Source organism: Microcoleus sp. MON1_C1, from assembly GCF_036701945.1.
Taxonomy (GTDB): domain Bacteria; phylum Cyanobacteriota; class Cyanobacteriia; order Cyanobacteriales; family Microcoleaceae; genus Microcoleus.
On sequence record NZ_JAUBRO010000002.1, the window covers coordinates 14717 to 34029 of the forward strand.

At 44.0% G+C, this 19313-nt stretch carries 17 protein-coding genes; 2 read left to right on the forward strand and 15 right to left on the reverse strand.

What is annotated here, in order from left to right:
* The first annotated feature begins 112 nt into the window (after positions 1 to 112).
* The gene (locus QUA62_RS01315) at positions 113 to 1348 is read left to right on the forward strand and encodes an RNA-guided endonuclease TnpB family protein (RefSeq protein WP_333402050.1); all 1236 of its coding nucleotides are present in this window, start codon (positions 113 to 115) and stop codon (positions 1346 to 1348) included.
* A 127-nt stretch (positions 1349 to 1475) separates the two neighbouring features.
* On the opposite strand, the gene QUA62_RS01320 is transcribed toward QUA62_RS01315, so the two are convergent.
* The 6 genes from QUA62_RS01320 to QUA62_RS01345 form a co-directional block, all read right to left on the reverse strand.
* Entirely contained in the window at positions 1476 to 4220 is a 2745-nt protein-coding gene (locus QUA62_RS01320) for an nSTAND1 domain-containing NTPase (protein ID WP_333402051.1), read from the reverse strand.
* A gap of 4 nt (positions 4221 to 4224) precedes the next feature.
* On the reverse strand, positions 4225 to 5604 hold the full coding sequence (locus QUA62_RS01325) for an ATP-binding protein (protein ID WP_333402052.1): 1380 nt from the start codon (positions 5602 to 5604) through the stop codon (positions 4225 to 4227).
* A 131-nt stretch (positions 5605 to 5735) separates the two neighbouring features.
* Positions 5736 to 6926: a M20 family metallopeptidase gene (locus QUA62_RS01330; RefSeq protein ID WP_333402053.1), complete on the reverse strand. Its 1191-nt coding sequence runs from the start codon at positions 6924 to 6926 to the stop codon at positions 5736 to 5738.
* Positions 6927 to 7042: 116 nt separating this feature from the next.
* A complete protein-coding gene (locus QUA62_RS01335) occupies positions 7043 to 7249 on the reverse strand; it encodes a ribbon-helix-helix domain-containing protein (RefSeq protein ID WP_190663607.1) in 207 nt (68 codons plus the stop codon).
* 6 nt (positions 7250 to 7255) lie between these two features.
* A complete protein-coding gene (locus QUA62_RS01340) occupies positions 7256 to 7753 on the reverse strand; it encodes a ribbon-helix-helix domain-containing protein (protein ID WP_333402054.1) in 498 nt (165 codons plus the stop codon).
* A gap of 39 nt (positions 7754 to 7792) precedes the next feature.
* The gene (locus QUA62_RS01345; RefSeq protein ID WP_333402055.1) at positions 7793 to 8017 is read right to left on the reverse strand and encodes a helix-turn-helix transcriptional regulator; all 225 of its coding nucleotides are present in this window, start codon (positions 8015 to 8017) and stop codon (positions 7793 to 7795) included.
* 222 nt (positions 8018 to 8239) lie between these two features.
* On the opposite strand from QUA62_RS01345, the gene QUA62_RS01350 reads away from it, so the two are divergent.
* Positions 8240 to 8473 carry a hypothetical protein gene (locus tag QUA62_RS01350; RefSeq protein ID WP_190663608.1) on the forward strand — a complete coding sequence of 78 codons (234 nt, stop codon included), beginning with the start codon at positions 8240 to 8242 and terminating at the stop codon, positions 8471 to 8473.
* Positions 8474 to 8516: 43 nt separating this feature from the next.
* Here QUA62_RS01350 and QUA62_RS01355 read toward each other — a convergent pair whose 3' ends face one another.
* From QUA62_RS01355 to QUA62_RS01395, 9 genes are all read right to left on the reverse strand, one after another.
* Positions 8517 to 9323, reverse strand: coding sequence for a DUF3226 domain-containing protein (locus tag QUA62_RS01355; protein ID WP_333402056.1), 807 nt, complete (start codon positions 9321 to 9323; stop codon positions 8517 to 8519).
* Positions 9320 to 10417, reverse strand: a complete 1098-nt coding sequence (locus QUA62_RS01360; protein WP_333402057.1) for an AAA family ATPase — start codon at positions 10415 to 10417, stop codon at positions 9320 to 9322. Before QUA62_RS01360 ends, QUA62_RS01355 begins: the two co-directional genes overlap by 4 nt.
* A 124-nt stretch (positions 10418 to 10541) precedes the next feature.
* On the reverse strand, positions 10542 to 10808 hold the full coding sequence (locus QUA62_RS01365; RefSeq protein ID WP_333402058.1) for a Txe/YoeB family addiction module toxin: 267 nt from the start codon (positions 10806 to 10808) through the stop codon (positions 10542 to 10544).
* A complete protein-coding gene (locus QUA62_RS01370; protein WP_333402059.1) occupies positions 10805 to 11029 on the reverse strand; it encodes a hypothetical protein in 225 nt (74 codons plus the stop codon). The genes QUA62_RS01365 and QUA62_RS01370 overlap by 4 nt, the downstream gene beginning before the upstream one ends.
* A gap of 222 nt (positions 11030 to 11251) precedes the next feature.
* Positions 11252 to 13039, reverse strand: coding sequence for an aspartate--tRNA ligase (aspS, locus tag QUA62_RS01375; RefSeq protein ID WP_333402060.1), 1788 nt, complete (start codon positions 13037 to 13039; stop codon positions 11252 to 11254).
* A 163-nt stretch (positions 13040 to 13202) separates the two neighbouring features.
* A complete protein-coding gene (locus tag QUA62_RS01380; protein ID WP_333402061.1) occupies positions 13203 to 13808 on the reverse strand; it encodes a hypothetical protein in 606 nt (201 codons plus the stop codon).
* A gap of 381 nt (positions 13809 to 14189) precedes the next feature.
* Positions 14190 to 14819: a macro domain-containing protein gene (locus QUA62_RS01385; RefSeq protein ID WP_333402062.1), complete on the reverse strand. Its 630-nt coding sequence runs from the start codon at positions 14817 to 14819 to the stop codon at positions 14190 to 14192.
* Between the two features lie 349 nt (positions 14820 to 15168).
* Positions 15169 to 16143, reverse strand: coding sequence for a diguanylate cyclase (locus QUA62_RS01390; RefSeq protein WP_333402063.1), 975 nt, complete (start codon positions 16141 to 16143; stop codon positions 15169 to 15171).
* Between the two features lie 10 nt (positions 16144 to 16153).
* Positions 16154 to 19249, reverse strand: a complete 3096-nt coding sequence (locus tag QUA62_RS01395; RefSeq protein ID WP_333402064.1) for a response regulator — start codon at positions 19247 to 19249, stop codon at positions 16154 to 16156.
* Positions 19250 to 19313 lie beyond the last annotated feature (64 nt).

The window sequence follows — 19313 nt, forward strand, 5'->3', positions numbered from 1 at the left end:
CTCCCCAAAGTTACGAAGGTATGGAGCGACCCAAAAACGAAAAACAACCCTGTGCTTGACAAGGCTACACAGTAATTTTATATTCAACATAGAGAAGTCGTGAAAATATCTCGTGCAACACCAAGCTATCAAAGTTAGAATCTATCCAACGCAAAGCCAAGAACAAAAATTGGCTCAAGCGTTTGGTTGTTCGCGTTGGTGGTGGAATTTTGCCCTAAATAAGTCGATCGAGACTTACAAGGAAACAGGTAAAGGAATAGGAGAAGTAGCGCTAAATGCCATATTGCCCAAACTCAAGAAACAAGAAGAAACATCTTGGTTGGCTGATTGCTACAGTCAGGTATTGCAGGCTACTACTCTCAAATTAGTTACAGCTTATAAAAACTTCTTTGAGGGTCGAAGCCGATTTCCGAGATTCAAGTCAAAGAAAAGTAAGCAATCTATTCAATACCCTCAAAACGTCAAAATATTAGCCAATAACACTATTAAGATTCCTGGTGAAGTCGGGGAAGTGAGAGCTAAGATTCATCGACAGATTGATGGAAAAGTCAAAACCGTTACCGTGAGCAAAACACCTGCTGGAAAATATTTTGCCTCGATATTGCTTGAGACGGAGGGAGAAAAGCCACGGAGTTCAACTGAGGGCAATGTAATAGGTATTGACTTAGGCGTTAAGGACTTTGCAGTAACTCACGATGGAGAGAAAGTATCTAAATATAGCAATCCCAAACATTTAGCTGGGCATGAAAAAAATCTCAAGAGGAAACAGCAAAAATTAGCCAGAAAAGAAGATGGTAGTAACTCAAGGTTCAAAGCAAAAAAAATAGCCGCTAGGGTATACGAGCGAGTATCAAACGCACGTCAAGATTTTCTACACAAGCTTTCGCATAAGCTAGTCAACGAAAACCAAGTTGTAGTAGTAGAGAATCTTAATGTCAAAGGCATGGTGCGAAATCATAACTTAGCTAAAGCAATATCTGATTGTGGATGGGGAATTTTCACTAATTTTCTAGCCTATAAATTAGAACGTAAGGGTGGAAAGTTAGTAGAGATAAATAGATGGTTCCCTAGTTCCAAACTCTGTTCTAATTGTTTCTATCAAATAGATGAAATGCCGCTGGATGTAAGGGACTGGACTTGTCCCCATTGTGGCACTCATCACGATCGAGATGGAAACGCTGCTGCAAATATTAGAACAGAAGGAATCAGAATGCTACAGACGGATGGAACAGCCGTTTCTGCTGTAGGAGGGGAAGTAAGACCTCATAGCGGGCGTCAGTCTGTTTTGAGGCATTCGCCTGTGAGTACAGAAGCCCCCATCAAGCCGCTTGCGGTTAATGGCGGGTAGTTCACATTCTTGTATCAGCTTGCCTGTTAGATCGCTCTATTTGATTATTTCCCAACTCAAACAGTCTCAAAGCATCACTTGGCGACCACTCTAATTTGGTCAGTTTCTATGCTTGGTGTAGTTGTTGTTACGCTACTCCTCTTATAATGATATCGGCCATTCTAATGCTAAACAGAATTATATTAATAATACTAAAAATAGTCAGAATTTTGAAACTTCTCTTTAGTTTTGCTAACGACTCTTCTGATTCCTCTTGTATTTGATCGCGATATTTTTTTAATTCCTCTAGGACTTCTTTGGCGCTCTTATTTAAAGCTTTAGCCTCCTTAACATTTTCCCTTATTTCTAGTAATTTATTAGCATTTTTCCATTGGCGGACAAAAGGCACTAAATAATCGTGAACAAGTTGGTAGCGTTTCGGGGTTCCCGGCACTTCTAATACCAATCCCGATTTAACGATTATCTCTAAAACTAACTCTAATTCTACTAACTCTATTCGTAAATATGCTGATAATTCAGCCAAAGTTTTCTGAGGACGAGTATTGTTTTCATCCGTCAGCAAGTACAAGACAACTTCGGCAATATATTGATTCTCCTCCTTACCACAATCTGCGATAACTTCATCTAAAAACTCCTCAACCAGTTTGAGCTTAGCCTGACTGCCAAGTTGCTGATATTCACCCAGTTGAGTAATCTGCCGTTTTTCCAATTGCGTCCCCACAATTTGCAACTCAATCGGCCGCACTTCGCCAAGTTTACCTGCTAAATCTTCTACCAGGGCGTTTGCCAAACCTTCAGAAAAATCAAGTTGAGACCTTTCTGTTAAGGTTTGGAGAACAATTTTAGCATCGGGTATAGAAAAATTACCCAAGTAATAGCAAATACTTTTATTGAGAAGGTCGTTATCAATCATCGATAAATTGGTCGTGCGATCCCATTCTAACAAGTAGAAAAGATAATCTTCCCGCAGCGAGAGGATAATTTTGAGCTCACCAATCTGATTTACACATTCAGCCAAAAAATCATATAATTCTCTCCTGCTACTTTGGTCTTGATAAGCAAAGAAAAATTCCTCGAACTGGTCAAAGATTAATACCGTTAATAAATTGCGATTTTGATTCAGTCGTAACTGTTCCAGAATAGCTGTCGGCGTGTCAATAGGAGTAGATAAACTCTCACCTCTTAATTTTGCAATTCCCGATCGCAAACACTGACCGCAATCCATCACCCAATCATGATAAGACTGCAATAAAATAGGCAATACGTCCCGCGCGTCAAAAGTTGTAAGTTGCAGGGCTGGAACTAACCCCGCTTGAATAATCGAACTTTTTCCTACTCCAGATTGTCCGTGAATGATTGTCAGCTTGCAAGCAGGTGTACCTATCCGTTCAATTATCCGTTTAACATCCTGCAAACGCCCGGAAGCGGCGACAATTTCCTCAACAATTTCAGCTTTTGACTCACCTGATTCTAAAGCAAGATTAATTGTTTGTTGCGGCGGCTGCAAACGGCCGACGCCAATAAAAGCTTGCAGTCGATATTTGATTTTAACTTCCTGTTGTTCTAGTTTTAAATCAAATGCTTTTAAATATTCGCTTTGCTCAAAATAGAGAGTTCTCAACTCTTCTAAAATCCTCAGATAAAGCTGCACATCATCTTGAGGATGCGTATTGTCTTTAGCCGCTTCTAAGTTTTTAACAGCCTCGGACTGTTGACTGAGATTTCGCTGCGCTTTTGCCAAAAGTAACAGATATAAACCAGTCTCTTTTTTGGCGGCTTCTGCTTGTTCTAAAACAGACAATGCTGATTTAGCTAATTCGCAAGCTTTTTCCCACTCATAACGTTGCAGCGCTACCTCAGCCAAAAAGCCGTAATCTTCAGCTACTTGACTCGGAGTGCCACAATTTTCGTGCATTTCTAAGGCTTTGACTGCTAAACTTTGCAACTCTTCCCAAGCTTGTAAAAGTCGCAGCACTTCGCCAAGTTCGCTAATACATTTAGCCGCTAAATCATTTCGTTGTGCTTGCTCAAGACTATGCAGAGATTGCTGCAAATATTTTCTAGATCTTTGCCAATAATCCTGACTTCCAGCGCGGTGCAATTCAGCTTGGCGGTTGTAAGCTTGAGCAATTTTATGGCAGACAATTCCTTGTCTTTCTAACGGGTAATTTTGCTGCCAAAATCTCAAACTTTCCTCATAATGTTCGAGCGCTAAATTTATTTTATTTTTATGAAATGCAACTAAACCCCCAATAAATAGCCAACTTGCTTGCAATTCTGGGTTTAATGTTTCTCCCAAACTTGACAGGTCATTCCTCAGCGACTCAATTTTACAGTCATCTAATTTGAAATTCTCAACATTAGCAAAAGCTTGCTCTGCTTTTTGCCACAACAAATTCATCAAATTATCGGGCGGTATTGTAAACTGAATGGGAGGAGGAGCCCAAGACTTCAAATCGTTAGCCGAGCGACTGAATTTAGACAGTACGGAATCCGTCACCCATAATATCAAAGGAAAAGCAAAATCTTGCTTGAATTGATCTCGCGCTCTATTCGCCCCAGCTAGCAGGTCATCAAGAGCAACCACCGATTCGATACCGACAATTATTAAAGCTTTCGGCGGTTGCTCTTGGACGGCATTGAGAATGGCGTGATAAAGTGTTTTGGTGGCAGGCTCAGGGGCTAATTCTTGATATTCCACAGTCGAGCGATCGCGCAATTTTTCCAGCATTGCAGAACGCAAGCTAGCATAATTGCAGCGCACTATAGTTAAAGAAAACTTTCCTTGAAATCGGGCGATCGTCCGTACCAAAGTAGAGAGCGATCGCTCATTTTCTGCTGCAATATCTTTGGCTAGATTTGAGTTTACCATAATCTCACGAATTTTGCTGCTGCCACTGCTTAAATTTGTCAGTTTCCATCAACAGCGGATGCAACGCAAACCAAATTCCTTGAAGGTCTACATATTCAAAAACCCACAGGTTTCGCAGCAAATCTTGGTATTCTTTATGTCCCTTAATGCTTTGTTCTTTCACCACCTTAAAGAGTAATTCCCACTCATCATTATCAATGCCACGGCTCAGACTGTCGCGGGCACTGCGAATCACTGATTTCAACACAGTTTGCGAAATAGGAGGGTCATCTTGCTGCAAGCAACCAAACAGGATTCCCATCAAGTTTCGCAGATGACCTCCGCTGACTCGGCACAATTCATCTAAAGTTTCAGGACTGTCAAAAACTTGGGTAATTAATGTGATATGTTCCTCGGTTGGCACATCGGGAAAAGCCCGCGACATCACCATGCGCCGCAGCAAATTCATCCCCTCAAAACATTCGCTGCCGTCTCTATTCTTTACTGGTACCATCGGCAAAACTTGCGGGTCAACTCCGCCCCCCAAGCGATTTTTTAATATTTCACTTTCATTTCCAAAAATCAATCCCAGCGGTAGGGTATAAACTAAATGGCAATTCAGTTTCCGCAACTGATCGCCCCGGTCAATAAAGATATATTCTGGCAACAGTCGCCCCGCTGCATTGAGTCGAAAATCTACCCGGTCTAAGTTGTCAACAATCACCACCAATCCTCTTTTACCCCGCTGCTTTAGCTGATTAATTGCTACATCAATAATTTCTTGATTAATCAGTTCTAACATTTTATTAGCTTGCGGTTCCATGTACTGTCTCAGTTTAGATCGCAAGTCGGGATTGCTTTTAGTTTTGGCAGTGATTTTGGCGATGCCTAAAGGTAAAGAAAATTCCAGATTTCCCTCTGTATTGCCCTTGACTTTATTGCCAAAAAGTTCTCCTTCAGCTTCTAAAGTCATAGGAGTCTGTAAAAAATTCCAACTGTTTTTTAAGAATTCTTTAAAGCCTTGGGGCTGCAAGGAAATTTTGTCCTCTTCCAAGCTTTGCGTGACTCGCCGTGCGATCGCTAACATGATATCTGTCAAATCGAGATCCATTTCATCGAGGTCTTGTGTTGACTCCAAGTAAACTACATGAAATCCCTGATCTGTCAACTCTTTTTGCAGTCGCGACAATTCAGTAGACTTGCCACAACCAATATGTCCGGTAAATAATTGGCAAGTCGGTTTATCTCGTGCCAGACGGGTAATTGTTCGTTTGAGTATGTCAATAATTTTCCCGCCGCGCACCTCAGCAAAATCAATGTAGTAGCGAATATCTTCTGAATTTCCAAACTTGAGGGAGTGACTGGGATTGCAGGCGTCGCAGAATCGATCGAAATCTAGGTTCATAAAATTTTATAAATTAGTTTTTGTAGTTATTGTAGGGTGGGTCAGGGCTGAATGTTATTACCAGAGACAAAACAATTTTCCGGGTAAGCACCCTACGGTTAGTTAGCTGACCACCCATACGTCGAAGACTATTAGTGTGAACCTGGATGCTGTTTCCAATATTGGTAGGCGGCATAGGCCAAGGTGACAGCGCCGGTGACAATGGCCGCTTCATCGACCTCAAATTGCGGGTGATGGAGGGGATAGTTCGGTTTGTCAGTCAGTCCCACTCCTAAGCGAAACATGGTTCCCGGTGCGTGTTCTAAGTACATCGAAAAATCTTCCGCGCCGAGGGATGGTTCTGGTAAAATTTGGACGCGCGATCGACCTAAAGCTTCTAAAGCCGCAGTTTCGACTAATTGCGTGAGTTTTGGGTCGTTTTGGACTCCGGGCACGCCGCGCTTGTAGGTGAGTTCGTACTTAGCGCCGTAAGTCGCGCAAACGCTAGAAACAATTTGTTCGATCCAAGCCGGCAGTTTTTCGTGGGTTTCCGGATGGAGCGATCGCACAGTTCCCAATAATTTTACTCGATCGGCAATCACGTTCGGCGCTCGTCCGCCGTTAATTTGCCCGATCGTCAAAACCAGTGGCCTCAAAGGATTTTGCGTGCGACTAATGGCCTGCTGCAAAGTGGTAATTATCTGAGAAGCAATCCAAATTGCGTCGATCGCCTCGTGGGGACGCGCACCGTGGCCGGATTCGCCCATCACAATCAATTCTATGTCATCTGCCGCCGCCGTCAGTGCCCCGTGGCGAATACCGATGCAACCGCCGGGAATCGTCGGAAAAACGTGCACTCCGAGGATGCCGTCAACATCTTCCATCGCCCCATCTTTAATCATCCATTGAGCACCTTGGGCAATCTCTTCCGCCGGCTGAAACAAGAAGCGGACGTGACCGGGCAATTTTTCGCCTAGCTGAGACAATATCATGGCTGCGCCCAAACCGACGGTGGTGTGGATGTCGTGGCCGCAGGCGTGCATCACTCCCTCGTTGCGGGAAGCAAATTCTAAGTTTGTGCGTTCTTGAATCGGTAAAGCGTCCATATCGGTGCGAATTGCCAGCCAGCGGGACTCGCTGCTGTTGCCTTTGAGTTCGCCGAGGACTCCTGTTTTGCCGATTCCTTCGATCGCGCGGACTCCGCTGGATGCGAGAACTCCGGCTACGTAGGCGGCGGTTTGATATTCTTGGCCGCTGAGTTCGGGGTGGGAGTGGATGTGGCGGCGAATTTCGATTAAGCGGGGTGCTAGGGTAGCGGCTAATTCTTTGATGCGGGGAAGCATGAATTTAGTTGGGGAGTGCGGTACAAGTTGTAGTCAACTAGGTTAACGCATATGTTTGGGGTGAACCCACATCAAGCACCATTCTCCTGAACAGGCATCCTGCCTGTTCCAGCGGCTTAATCGTCTTTGGATTCATTGAACCTCCCTTCCTTCTGCGCTCTTTCGAGCCCTTCCTCCACCAAAAGTAATGCCATTTGGGACATCGAACGACGCTCAATGCTCGCCAGCTTCTCTAATTTCTCCTTTATTTCGGGCGGCGGGTAAAAGGCAACTCTGGGAGATTTTGCAGGACTCACATGGTTTGGGGGTAGCGTGTTCACCATGTCATTTTACTCGTCGCTATCGCTTTTCTGTTGCTGCGATCGATCGTCGTTTTGAATTCTCCCCTCAGATTTAGCCTCATCTACTGCTTCTTGAATTAATGTCAACACCATATTCGAGACCGGTCGATAATGCGATTTGGCTAACCGCTCTAGGTCTGCTTTAAGTTCTTCTGGAAGATATACAAAAATTTTGGTTTGTTCGCCTCCAACTTTTGTTCGGTTAAGAGATGGCTCAAAGTGTTCGATCGAGGCTGTTTCAATAGCTACCAGCAGACTAGCATCGCTGCATTCGAGCCAAGCGATGCGAATATTACCACTCATTACCTTTAGCTGATACCAGCGATGATGTGCTAGCCAACGCTGTTGAAGGTTCCTAGTTCTGCCAATATACAAAACCGCATCACCGTCTAAAACGAAGTATACGGCAGGACACGCAGGCAGTTGAGAGCGATCTGCCAGCAGCAGTGAGGGTAGAGTTAGTGGCTTAATCGTATTTGGATTCATGAACCTCCATTCCTGCTGCGCTCTAATGTGTTAATTATGTCATTTTAAGTCATCGGGATTCTCCTCCTCGTAAACCATTAAGTCCCCAGGCTGACAGTTCAGTGCTCTGCACAAAGCGCTAAGGGTTGCTTCGTCAATTCTGGTGAGTCGGCGGCGGGTTTTGATTTTAGACACAGAAGTTGGGTGCATCCCAATTAAAGCAGCCAATTCTTTATTGCTGATATTACGCTCGGCCATCACAACTGCCAATTTCCAACGGATCACTGCTGATGCTCAACTGCTAGCGATAACTTTGCAAGCAGATGTTACCATTCTGCAACCTTGACTATCCCTTAAATTGTCGCAGCGACAATTTATTTTGTCGTAACGATTGACAAATGGCAGCGATTGAACTAGAGTGAGGATGTACAAACGGAAAAGCGATCGCCCCTGGCCTGGAAAACTTGAGGGCGATCGCAATTCCACTATTCGTGTAATTCAAGGTCTATGATATCACAGCCAAAGTCAGTTCCCGAACTGCTCCGGGAAGAAATTCCTGATGTACCTCAAGGTAAGCAACCGATTCGTTTGCTGTTGTGTGGCGTTCCCAAAGCGGTAGACAGCATCGTTAATCTGTTGCACGTTTTAGGTTTTGCAGAAGTTGGGGAATGGAGCCCGCCTCTACCATCGCCGATAGCGGGTGAGGTAATTCGGATTTTAACCCGTTACTGGAAAGAGTAATCTTTGAGGGCGATCGTATGAATTGAAAAAGTGCGATCGTCCATTAACTCACTTCCAAAAGTTGTCTCAAAAACTCAATAAAATTTGCCAAAGCAGGAACCTGCTTCTTTGTCTGTTCGCTGACCCAATTATTATCAGCAATACTTGTTGTATTAGTCTTCCCAGGTTTGAGAACGCTGACAACAGTAGCAAGTAAAGCTTTTTCTCGATCGAAATTTTTCCATTTTAAAGCTTTTATATCTGATTGTGAGAACTCATTTAGATATGAACTAGCTTTCTCCATGTACGCGGGATAAGCTATCTGTCCGCACTCGCACAGTAAAGTATCTAAAACACCTTGCTGCTGATTGTCTGGCCAAATATATATTCCTGTACGCGGGCTATTAGTATCTACAACACCAGGGTTAACTGGAAAATTAGGAAAATAACTGCGGAATTTGTTAGAATATGTTGCGACAATGCGATCGGGAGTTGATTTGTCACAATCGGCAACTATCCCGAATGCTGCCAAGCTTGTTTGATACTCAGAATTAGCAGACAAAATGTCATCCAAATTAGTCACAATATTGCTTCCTTCGCCTTCATAAATTGCTACCGATAGGCTCTCTGTGAACAGAATAGAAGGCATATTAAGACGTTTGTACAAGCTTCCTTGTTTGGGATACTTAGGAATAAATTTGTGCCAGAATTTATCGAATTTAATCTCCAATTCTTTTGACATATCCAATCTTGTCAACTTATCCAATTTATCCCACTCTTCCCGAAAATCTTTAAAACCCAAAAGCTTGAGAACCTTGCCGACAAAGGCCTGATCGTGCGGACCTTCTACTCCAATAATGGCATATCTCACACGCGAACCTCCAGACCCAAATCCTCCCGCAATCTTTGCAATCTTTCCCGTTCAATTCTAACTGCTTTAGTTTCTAACTCCCGTTTCTCTAAACGATAAAGAACTAAGTCTGTCTCCAAATCGCTAGCATCCAACATCGCATCAACTGTTTCTAAACTATGAGTAGTTGCAAATAATTGAACATTCATTTGCTTGCACCACTGCACAATCCAAGCAAATGAACTGCGAAGTGCTTCAGTATGAATTGCTGTTTCTATCTCATCAATTAGCAAAACTCCACCTCTGACTTTTGTCAGCGTTAGAGCAATAAATAGCAAGCGACGTACTCCATCACCAAAAGAACTTAAGGGTGAAATTCCCACTTGTTTGTGGTCAATATAGAGACTGCTACGATTGCCGCCATGCGAGAGAATGACTAAATCAATAATTCCTGAATCCATCACTTGCAATAGCTTAATCACTTCTGGCTTAAAACGCTGAAAAATAGCTTCTGAGAGCAAGCCAACTTGTGACTGTTCTATGCGGTGAGAAAAAGGTGTCACAGTATCAACTGACAGCATTGCATCTGAGCGAATTCGCCGATTCGTTAAACGCTCATTTTCCCAAATTTCAAAAAATTCAGATAATTCATTTGGTGAATCAGATATAATAGCTTTTAGTTCTATTTCTGCACCTCGCAGAGTATTATCAAATCCAAGATCGTCTGAGGATTGACTTTCGTCATCTTCGGATAATTCCACTCCCTCAAATTCTTGGTAAATTGCCCTCGACTCTCTCACTAAAAACTTACCATTACCAGAAACATGAGTTTCCATTTGGTAAAAATCCAATTGTTCTTCTTCTTTATTTTGAGGAAACAGCCATTTTAGTGCCTCCAGTCTTGGCTTGCGAGAATATTTGATTTCTCGCCGCCACGAGGTATTCAGCCATTCCAGCGGATCTAAGGGGCGACAATAGGTTGATATCGCCTCTAAAACGCTGGTTTTACCTGAGTTATTCCCACCAACCAATATGTTGATTTGGCCCAAGTCCTGCAAAGTTAAATCTCGCAGACCTCGGAACCTATGAATGGTTAAATTGTCAAGGTGTTTCATAATTATCACTTGGGCGTATACGTCGATCGCACTTGCAACTCCTTCAACTGCTTCTCATCCACACCAGACGGCGCATTTGTCAGCAAACAACCCGGCTGCTGCGTCTTCGGAAACGCAATCACATCTATTCACTGTAATGATACTTACAAGCCACGATAGCAATTTCTTGCTCCGTAACTTGGTAAACTAAACGATGTTCGTTATCAATGCGCCTAGACCAAAAACCACTTAACTCGTATTTCAGAGGTTCAGGTTTTCCCAATCCTTCAAACGGTGAGCGGTCTATATCTTTAATCAATTCTACAATTTTGCGATAAATCTTTTTGTCTAATTTTGCCCATTCATTAAAATCTGCAAAAGCAGAAGATTCAAAAACAATTCTTCTGCTCATTGCAAATTCTGTAAGTTAACTTCAACTAAATTTTGCCCCTCTTTAACATTTTCAATAGCTTTTAAAAGTCTATTTTTGTTGACTTCGCATTTCAAAAGATATTCGGTTTCATCACACTCAGAAACAATTATTTCAATCTCTTTATCTCCAAAAGTCGCCTTGATTTGTTCTAAAAAATGATGATTGAGTTCGCTGGCTTTTAAACGATAAACTGTTGACATCGTTTTTACCTATTTTCGATTATGCTAATTATAGCGTTTTTAGTCTAAAGACCTGGAAGGTAATTAGAGCATACAGTATCAGCCAAAGTTTTGACTCAATGACAGTCCAGGACGCAGAATCGTGTCTGTCATGCTGAACAAAACGCAGTGTAGTGAAGCATCCAGCGAGATGCTTCCCTTCTCTCAGCATGACACATAGGCTTTGCCTAAGTCCCGATCGCCTTATGACTTGGGCGTATAAGTCGATCGCACTTGCAACTCCTTCAACTGCTTCTCATCCACGCCAGACGGCGCATTCGTCAGCAAACAACCAGCCTGCTGCGTCTTCGGAAACGCCATCACATCGCGAATAGATTCCTCACCAGCCAACAGCATTACCAACCGATCCAAACCGTAAGCAATGCCTCCGTGGGGCGGAGTTCCATACTCAAACGCATCCAACAAAAAGCCAAACTTATTGTAAGCTTCCTCAGTCGATAAACCGATCGCCTCAAACACCTTTTCCTGAACATCCCGCTGATAAATCCGCAGAGAACCGCCGCCGACTTCTGTACCGTTTAACACCAAATCGTAAGCTTGAGCTCTCGCAGTTTTCAAATCATTAATATCGTCAGGATGCGGCGCAGTAAACGGGTGGTGCAAAGCTTCCAAACGCTTCTCATCAGCGTTCCATTCAAACATCGGGAAATCTGTCACCCACAGCAGATTCATCTTGTCTTTATCAATCAATCCCAATTCGTTACCGACAAACAAACGCAATCTATCCAAAGTCTTATTGACAGTTATCGCGTCAGCCGCAGCAAATAACAACAAATGACCTGGTTGCGCGCCGGTGCGATCGAGCAATTCCTGTTTTTGTGCTTCCGTCAAATTATCCTTAATAGCACCGATCGTATCAATTTCGCCATTATCCCGCACGCGAATGTAAGCCAATCCCTTCGCACCGGCTTCGCTGGCTTCCCTAAACAAATCGCCGCCCGGTTTAATCCGCACGTTAGAAATCGCATCATTCCCGCCCGGAATCGGCAAGACTTTCACAATTCCGCCCGCAGCAACCGCCCCGGAAAATACCTTAAATCCCGAATCTTTCATCAAATCGGAAACATCGACTAACTCCAAACCGAAGCGAGTATCCGGTTTGTCGCTACCGTAGCGATCCATCGCTTCTGCGTAAGTCAAACGCGGGAAAGGACAAGGCAATTCAACGCCTTTGACAGTTTGGAAAATATGGCAGACTAAACCTTCATTTAAGGCAATTACTTCTTCCACAGACATGAAACTCATTTCCATGTCCAATTGCGTAAATTCTGGCTGTCTGTCGGCGCGCAAATCTTCATCGCGGAAACATCGGGCAATTTGATAATATCTGTCAAAACCAGACACCATCAACAATTGTTTGAACAACTGCGGCGACTGCGGCAAAGCATACCATGCACCGGGAGTGACGCGGCTGGGAACTAAATAATCTCTTGCACCTTCGGGAGTCGCCCGAGTTAAAATCGGCGTTTCAATTTCCATGAAACCTTCGACATCTTCCAGGTGGCGGCGCATAGCTTTCACAACTTGGTGGCGAAGCTGCAAATTGCGACTCATACGATCGCGCCGCAAGTCCAAATAGCGATATTTCAGCCGCAAATCTTCCCGCACGCTTTCATTTTCCGCCGTCGCCACCTGAAACGGTAACTGTTTGCGAACCGCATTTAACAACTCAATTTCGTCAGCGTAAATTTCCACTTCACCCGTAGGCAATTTCGGGTTGAGGGAATCTGCGGGGCGGCCGGTGACTCGCCCGGTAATTTTAAGCACGTATTCGCTGCGTAAAGCCTCAGCCCCGTGATAGGAATCGGGGGTGCGTTCAGGATCGCTGACAATTTGCACGATACCCGATCGATCGCGCACATCCAGAAAAATCACCCCGCCATGATCGCGGCGGCGATCCACCCAGCCGTAAAGGGTGACAGTCTGTCCGATGTGTTCGCTTCGCAGTTCGCCGCAGTAGTAACTTCTCATAATTGGGGGTTGTGGACTAAAAATAAAGCTTTTTAATTATGCAGTATGCCTGAAACTTCTGCTGAATGCAAATGCACGCACGATCGCCATTAGCTTTGGAATTAATTCCAAAGCTAGCTAGCCTAACAACCCGCTGGGAGTTCCCAACCCCCGGCTGGCCATTCTAGGAATCTCCGCGATCGCTGTGAGACTTGTCAAAAAACGCCGTCAGCGAGTTCCATGCAGACTTAGCCGCATCCGTCAAGCGAGTGCCGATCGACTCAATTTGCTTCACAATAACGTGCCAATTCTTTTCAGCTTCCGTGTGAATGTGGTCAACAGCTTGTTCGATGCGATCGCGTTCGATCAATTTATTTTGTTCCACCGCTTCTCGCGCTTGTCGCACAGCTTTCAAATAAGTCTCGCGACTGACTTCGCCGGCCTCTTGAACCTGCGCTTGCGCCCGCGTTTTAATCGCATCCACCACCAGCCAATTTTTCTCAGATTCTTTTTTAATCAACCTGACTGCTGCTGTGACTCTCTCGTGGGCGAGATCCTTATTTTCTTCGATCGCTGCGGAGGCCTTATTCACAGCTTTTAAATAAGCTTCGCGGGTGAGTTCGCCCGCTGCTTGAACTTCGGCGGTGGCGCGTTTTTTAATTGCTTCAAACAGCGCCGCAGTTTCTGCGATCGCCTCATCAGTCGCGTCGGGCATCTCTTTTTTGACGATCGCCGTCGTTTCGAGAGTTGCCTCTAAAATTGGTTCCTCGGTTACTTTTGGATCTGTCATATCAATCTTCTCCTGTGGTAGTAAACATTTTCAAAAAATCTCACAGTCCCTGGATGCAGACTTTGTAGGTGTAGCGCCCGAAGGAATTGTGGTCTTTTATACCGACTTTGTAGGTTTAGCGCCCGAAGGAATTGTGGCATTTAATAAAAACTAGGCAATTCTTGTTCCAGCTTTATCAACTTTTGTATCTGCGCTTACCTAGTTGGAATGACCTCAGTTTTATTATATTATATCTACCAAAGTTGCTCTCGTGTGTAGGGTACCGCCAACTTGCAGGTACGGTTTAGCGCACTTAAATTTGTGATAAGTCTCTCTACCTAAAAAAACACACACTAATAAACTTGGTTTCTCAACACAATAAAACGGGTCACTTTAATAGTTTCACTTTTCCAACTGCAAATCTTCGTTTTCGTCCGTATATAACAAGTGGTGACATCTTTGAGCGTGCAGTAAAGATTGAGGAAATTCGTACTGAGATAAGAGGATCTCTTCGAGCGCAACTTTCATTTGATTGGCGCAGATATGTGGCGGTACTTTGCCCATTCCCGTACCCATGCCGGGAATAGCGATAGTTTCAATGATATGTTTGACTGGCGTTCCATCGGGGACTGAGCCAAATTTTACCAGCGTCAAAATAGCGCGGGTTGCGAGATAAACATTTACTGTTTCTCTTAAAACTGTGGGGACGCGCATAATGGGTGCAGCTATTAAATAGGGAATTTCATCATGATCGGTGTCTAAAACTTCTGCCATTCCTACTAATAGTTCACCGTGATGTCGAGCCTGAATTAGTTTTTGCAAGCGTTGAAGAACCTGCCCTCCAAAAAATTCCGAAATTTCTAAATCTAAGCCGTCGTCCATGAAACCAAAACTATTCCCCGGACTAACAATAGCATCGCATTTCACATCAAAGATTGAGCCGCGGTATATCTTGACATTTTCCATATTGCCGCAAGTGCTTTGCCACGCTCTAACTAAGTCATCGTCTAAGGTAGCCAGCACAATTTGCATAAATACTCTCTCTTAATTTTAATTGCCAACAGCTAGAGCGATCGCCAATTTAATCCTACAATACTTTACATAAGTCGGCTGAATTTAAAATTCATCTCGATTTCAACTAGCAAATGTTCAATAGCTACGACATTTTTTGAGCGCACACACCCTTAACCTAATACAGAGAGACCTTTTAAGCCGGTTGCTACCCTCTCAGGTTTAGGTGTGATGATGTGTACTGCATCGTGTTTTCCGGCTGAGCGGCTAAAGTCTTCAAGCTGTTTCCCTATCTTGTTTTCAGTTTACTCTTTCTCGCTTGAACTCACGTTTAATAAATAATGCTTATGGCGCTCCTATATCGCTGTTCTCAAAAGAACGGTTGAGGATTTAAACAGCGTTTGGTGCGTTTATGCTCGTACATTAGTTTGTCAGCCTTTGCCAGCAATTGTTCTAATAAAACTTCATTGTTTAAATCCCCAAACTCCACACCAAGACTTATTGATATATAAGCTCGCTCGGACTGTTGATTAAAGCGATCTATATTTTCTTGCAGCCGACCATGAAAATTAGTAGATGAATCACCCGAAAAGTTAGGAATAAATAAAGCAAATTCATCTCCTCCCAGTCGAGCCACAATATCCGCCTCACGAAAGGTTTGCTTCAATATTTGAGCTGCGTCAACGATTACTCTATCTCCCATTTCGTGTCCTAAAGTGTCGTTAATCTTTTTCAAACCATCTAAATCAGCGAACAAAATAAAATAGGATGTTTGCGTGCGTCGAGCAATTCTTAATTGTTGATTGGCTAGTAAAAAGAAGCCTCGTCGGTTATATAATCCAGTTAATTCATCGGTCACGGATAGCTGCCTTACTTCTGCTTCTGCTCTCAGACGTTCTTGGATTTCGTGTTCTAAACGTTGGTTTTGTTCGAGCAGTTGTTGGCGTTGCTGTTGGATGAGTAATTGATTTTTTACTCGCATCAGCACTTCCTGGTCTTGAAACGGTTTGGTAATATAGTCTACACCACCCAGTTCAAAGGCTCGTACCTTGTTTTCCACTCGTTCAAGCGCACTGATAAAAATAACTGGTATCTGAGCACTGGCTTCCGATGCTTTTAACTTTTGGCAGACTTCGTACCCATTCATCTCCGGCATATTGATGTCAAGTAAAATCAGACTCGGTGGGTCGCGCTGAACACCTTGGAGTGCCATTCTGCCGTTGAGGGCTTTACGGACAATATAGCCCTGTGACTCTAGAATTTTGGCTAACAAGCGCAGATTGTCTGGGGTATCATCCACGATGAGAATATTCGTTTGGGCCGCAAGTTTGAATAAAGCTGTCATGGTCTTATTCCTAAATCTGGGTGAGAGTTGCGATCGCTTCAAGCTGAAAGTTATCGACCAGAGATGTCATCGCCGCGATGAAATCTTGTTTCTCCTTGGGAATTTGAGCGATAAGTTCATAAAGCTTATTATCACTAAGATCTAATGCTGCTTCATGAACTTCTGCAATCCACTTGGTTGGCATGGTTTTTAAGTCTGGAGTAAATATCTTTGGTGGCGAAGCTGATGAGTCTGGCGGAAGTTTTTCGGCGTAGCAGTAGCGGACGCCCAAGTGATGAGCTATTTTGTCGAAAAGTGTGTCTTCATTAAACGGCTTGGCAATGTAGTCATCGCAACCGACTTGCAGGCTGGCGATACGATCTTCTTCAAAAGCATAGGCAGTGAGGGCAATGATGCGTGTAATTTGTCTTTTGTTCTGTGACATTTGCCCTGAGTTATCTGCTGATGACCCATGACTAATGACTAATGACTGTTGCGCTCGAATCTGTCTCGTCGCTTCATAACCATCCATGACAGGCATTTGAATGTCCATCAAAATCAGGTCAGGGTGCCATGTTTGCCAACGAGCGATCGCCTCTACCCCATTTTCCACCGCACACACATCAAAGCCAACTGACTCCAGCAGCGTCACCAGCAGTTGCCGATTTTCTGGAACGTCTTCTACTACTAGAATTCGGTAGATAGGTTGCCCAGGTGCGAGCCCGATAATCCGATCGCTAATTTCAGGTTCCCTTAAATCAACGGACTCTGGTAGTTCCAAAACCACATGGCAGGTAAAAGTCGAGCCTCGATTCAGGGTGCTTCGCACGGTGATATCCCCTCCCATCAGACGCGCAAACTCACGACTGATAGACAGTCCTAAACCTGTTCCCCGACCGTGACGACCGCGATTGGTTTGCATGAAAGCGTCAAAAATTGATTCTAAATCGGAGGGAGAAATGCCAGATCCGGTATCCTCAACTTCGAGACACAGCGTAATAGTTGGTTTAATATCGGGTGGATTAGTGGCGCGATCGCGAATTGTACCGGATGGCATATCATCTGATGAAAAAGCTCGTCCGCGCAGCACGATCGTTCCTGTTGTTGTAAATTTGATCGCGTTCCCCACCAGATTAATCAAGATTTGGCGAAGTTTTGCTTGATCGCCACAGACATAACGGGGGACAGTAGCATCCCACTCGCTGCTCAGATGTAACCCTTTCTCAGGCGCTTTGATGGTGAACATCTCGTTAATAGAACCTAGCAGTCGATGCAGATTAAAACAGCTTGTACTCAGTACCAATTGCCCTGCTTCAATCCTAGACATTTGCAAAACATCGTCGATCAATGTCAGCAGGTGTTCTCCACTACGGGTAATAATCCCTAAATGCTCTTGAAATTCTTCTGCGATATAGGGGCTGCGGTTCATAAGCTGGGTAAATCCCAGAATGGCGTTGAGTGGCGTTCTGAGCTCGTGGCTCATGTTGGCAAGGAACTGGCTTTTGGCACGGTTGGCTATTGCTGCCCTTTCTGCAGCGTGTTCTAGGGCAGCTTGCGAAAATTCTAACACCGCCAGCATGAGGATATGTCTCATTTCGGCGGCAGCTTCTAACTCTGCAATCTCCCACGGATAAGACATCTCCCGCACTGTCTCTTGCCACAGTTCAAAGGATTTGCGGGGACACAGGTGCATTTTTCCAATTTCGTCGATCGACACAGCATCATGTGGATTACCTGCCCAGTTTATAGTTTGAATTTGTTCGGGTCGGAACCAAAGGATATGGTATGACTTTTGTTTGGTGTAGGATAGAAAGATTGAGATTGCTAAAACACCGCTAGCTCGATCTTTGAATTGCTTCGCTTGGGGATACAACTGAGACAAAGAAGCTGTTGCAAACACTCGTTCTTTGTTTTGTTGCAGCAACCACTCCATGAGAGCGCCAACCTCAGCTTCAGATGGTGTTTTACCCACCAATGTCAGACCGCCATCGAGCAGAATTGCAGCTCCCTGAGCATGAACTAAATCTAGCAGTTGAGAAGCATTTTCGGTCAATACCTGTTCGATAAAATTAGAATCTCGCCGGAATGCCTGCTGAAGTTGATCCTGAATATTTTTCGCCTGCGATCGGTAAACGTTCAATTCTCGCTCTTGCTGATGTACCAGTTCGATCGAGGCAAATTGTCCTAAAAATTCACAGGTTTTGCGAGTTTCGTAATCTACCAATCGCGGGCTGTAATGGTGACAGGCAATTAATCCCCAGAGGCGCCGATCGTCAATTAACGAAATCGTCAGTGTCCCAGCAACTCCCATATTCTGCAAATATTCAATGTGGTAGGGAGATACTCCCCTTAACACACAAGCACTTAGATCCTGGGGTGTATTGGTTAGGGGATGGTTGGTAGGAATTAGGCTGGCCGGAGTGTAATTGATATTGGGAATTTGGCGTATCCAATTGCGGTAAAACAATTTGCGGGCGGGTACGGGAATATCGATCGCCGGGTAATGCAATCCCAGGTAGCTTTCTAGATAGCTTTCTTTCTCTTCAGCAATCACCACCCCATGCTCATCTGCTTCAAAACGATAGATCATCACGCGATCGAACCCGGTCAGGGCTTTCACTTCTCTAGCAATGGTTTGAGCTAAATCCGAAATATCGATCGCACTGCGAAAGTTGAGGATAACTGCTTGCAGACGCTGATAAAAATTGATTGAACGATCATTTTCAATAGTCAATTGGGGTTCTAGCTCCAGAATCAACTCATCTGGTAGTTGATGCAGTGTGCTTCTAAATGTTTGAATTTTGCCATCTTTTAGAGGGATTTTTATATCAAAAGTATTATGAATGTTGAGTTGTTCTTCATTGAGATGCCTGACAATTTCTTGTACTCGATCGTGACCCCATAAATCTGGCAATGGCTGACCTAGCAATTCTTGGGCAGAAATGCCAAAAAACTCTTCTACATTTTCGCTAGCTTGTAAAATATTGAGGCTGTTTCCTTGCATCAATAAAACGATTCCGTGGGGCTGAATATGACCGGGAGCATACACGGATTCTTCAGTGCATTCCTCTAAATTTGTTAAATTTAAAGAAGTGATTTGGGAAGATTTGGTAATTTTATGAGGCATTTTAGAGCAGTAATTTTCAATATAAATTAAGGAGGTTTTGTTCAAGAATTACCAATAACTAGAT

Excerpts from the sequence above, each read along its gene's own strand:
- QUA62_RS01385 (WP_333402062.1), bottom strand. The coding sequence starts at position 14,819 with ATGCAAATTGTGCTGGCTACCTTAGACGATGACTTAGTTAGAGCGTGG.
- QUA62_RS01380 (WP_333402061.1), bottom strand. The coding sequence starts at position 13,808 with ATGACAGATCCAAAAGTAACCGAGGAACCAATTTTAGAGGCAACTCTC.
- QUA62_RS01340 (WP_333402054.1), bottom strand. The coding sequence starts at position 7,753 with ATGAATCCAAATACGATTAAGCCACTAACTCTACCCTCACTGCTGCTG.
- QUA62_RS01390 (WP_333402063.1), bottom strand. The coding sequence starts at position 16,143 with ATGACAGCTTTATTCAAACTTGCGGCCCAAACGAATATTCTCATCGTG.
- QUA62_RS01335 (WP_190663607.1), bottom strand. The coding sequence starts at position 7,249 with ATGGTGAACACGCTACCCCCAAACCATGTGAGTCCTGCAAAATCTCCC.
- QUA62_RS01330 (WP_333402053.1), bottom strand. The coding sequence starts at position 6,926 with ATGCTTCCCCGCATCAAAGAATTAGCCGCTACCCTAGCACCCCGCTTA.
- QUA62_RS01320 (WP_333402051.1), bottom strand. The coding sequence starts at position 4,220 with ATGGTAAACTCAAATCTAGCCAAAGATATTGCAGCAGAAAATGAGCGA.
- QUA62_RS01325 (WP_333402052.1), bottom strand. The coding sequence starts at position 5,604 with ATGAACCTAGATTTCGATCGATTCTGCGACGCCTGCAATCCCAGTCAC.
- QUA62_RS01395 (WP_333402064.1), bottom strand. The coding sequence starts at position 19,249 with ATGCCTCATAAAATTACCAAATCTTCCCAAATCACTTCTTTAAATTTA.
- QUA62_RS01365 (WP_333402058.1), bottom strand. The coding sequence starts at position 10,808 with ATGAGCAGAAGAATTGTTTTTGAATCTTCTGCTTTTGCAGATTTTAAT.
- QUA62_RS01350 (WP_190663608.1), top strand. The coding sequence starts at position 8,240 with ATGATATCACAGCCAAAGTCAGTTCCCGAACTGCTCCGGGAAGAAATT.
- aspS (WP_333402060.1), bottom strand. The coding sequence starts at position 13,039 with ATGAGAAGTTACTACTGCGGCGAACTGCGAAGCGAACACATCGGACAG.
- QUA62_RS01360 (WP_333402057.1), bottom strand. The coding sequence starts at position 10,417 with ATGAAACACCTTGACAATTTAACCATTCATAGGTTCCGAGGTCTGCGA.
- QUA62_RS01370 (WP_333402059.1), bottom strand. The coding sequence starts at position 11,029 with ATGTCAACAGTTTATCGTTTAAAAGCCAGCGAACTCAATCATCATTTT.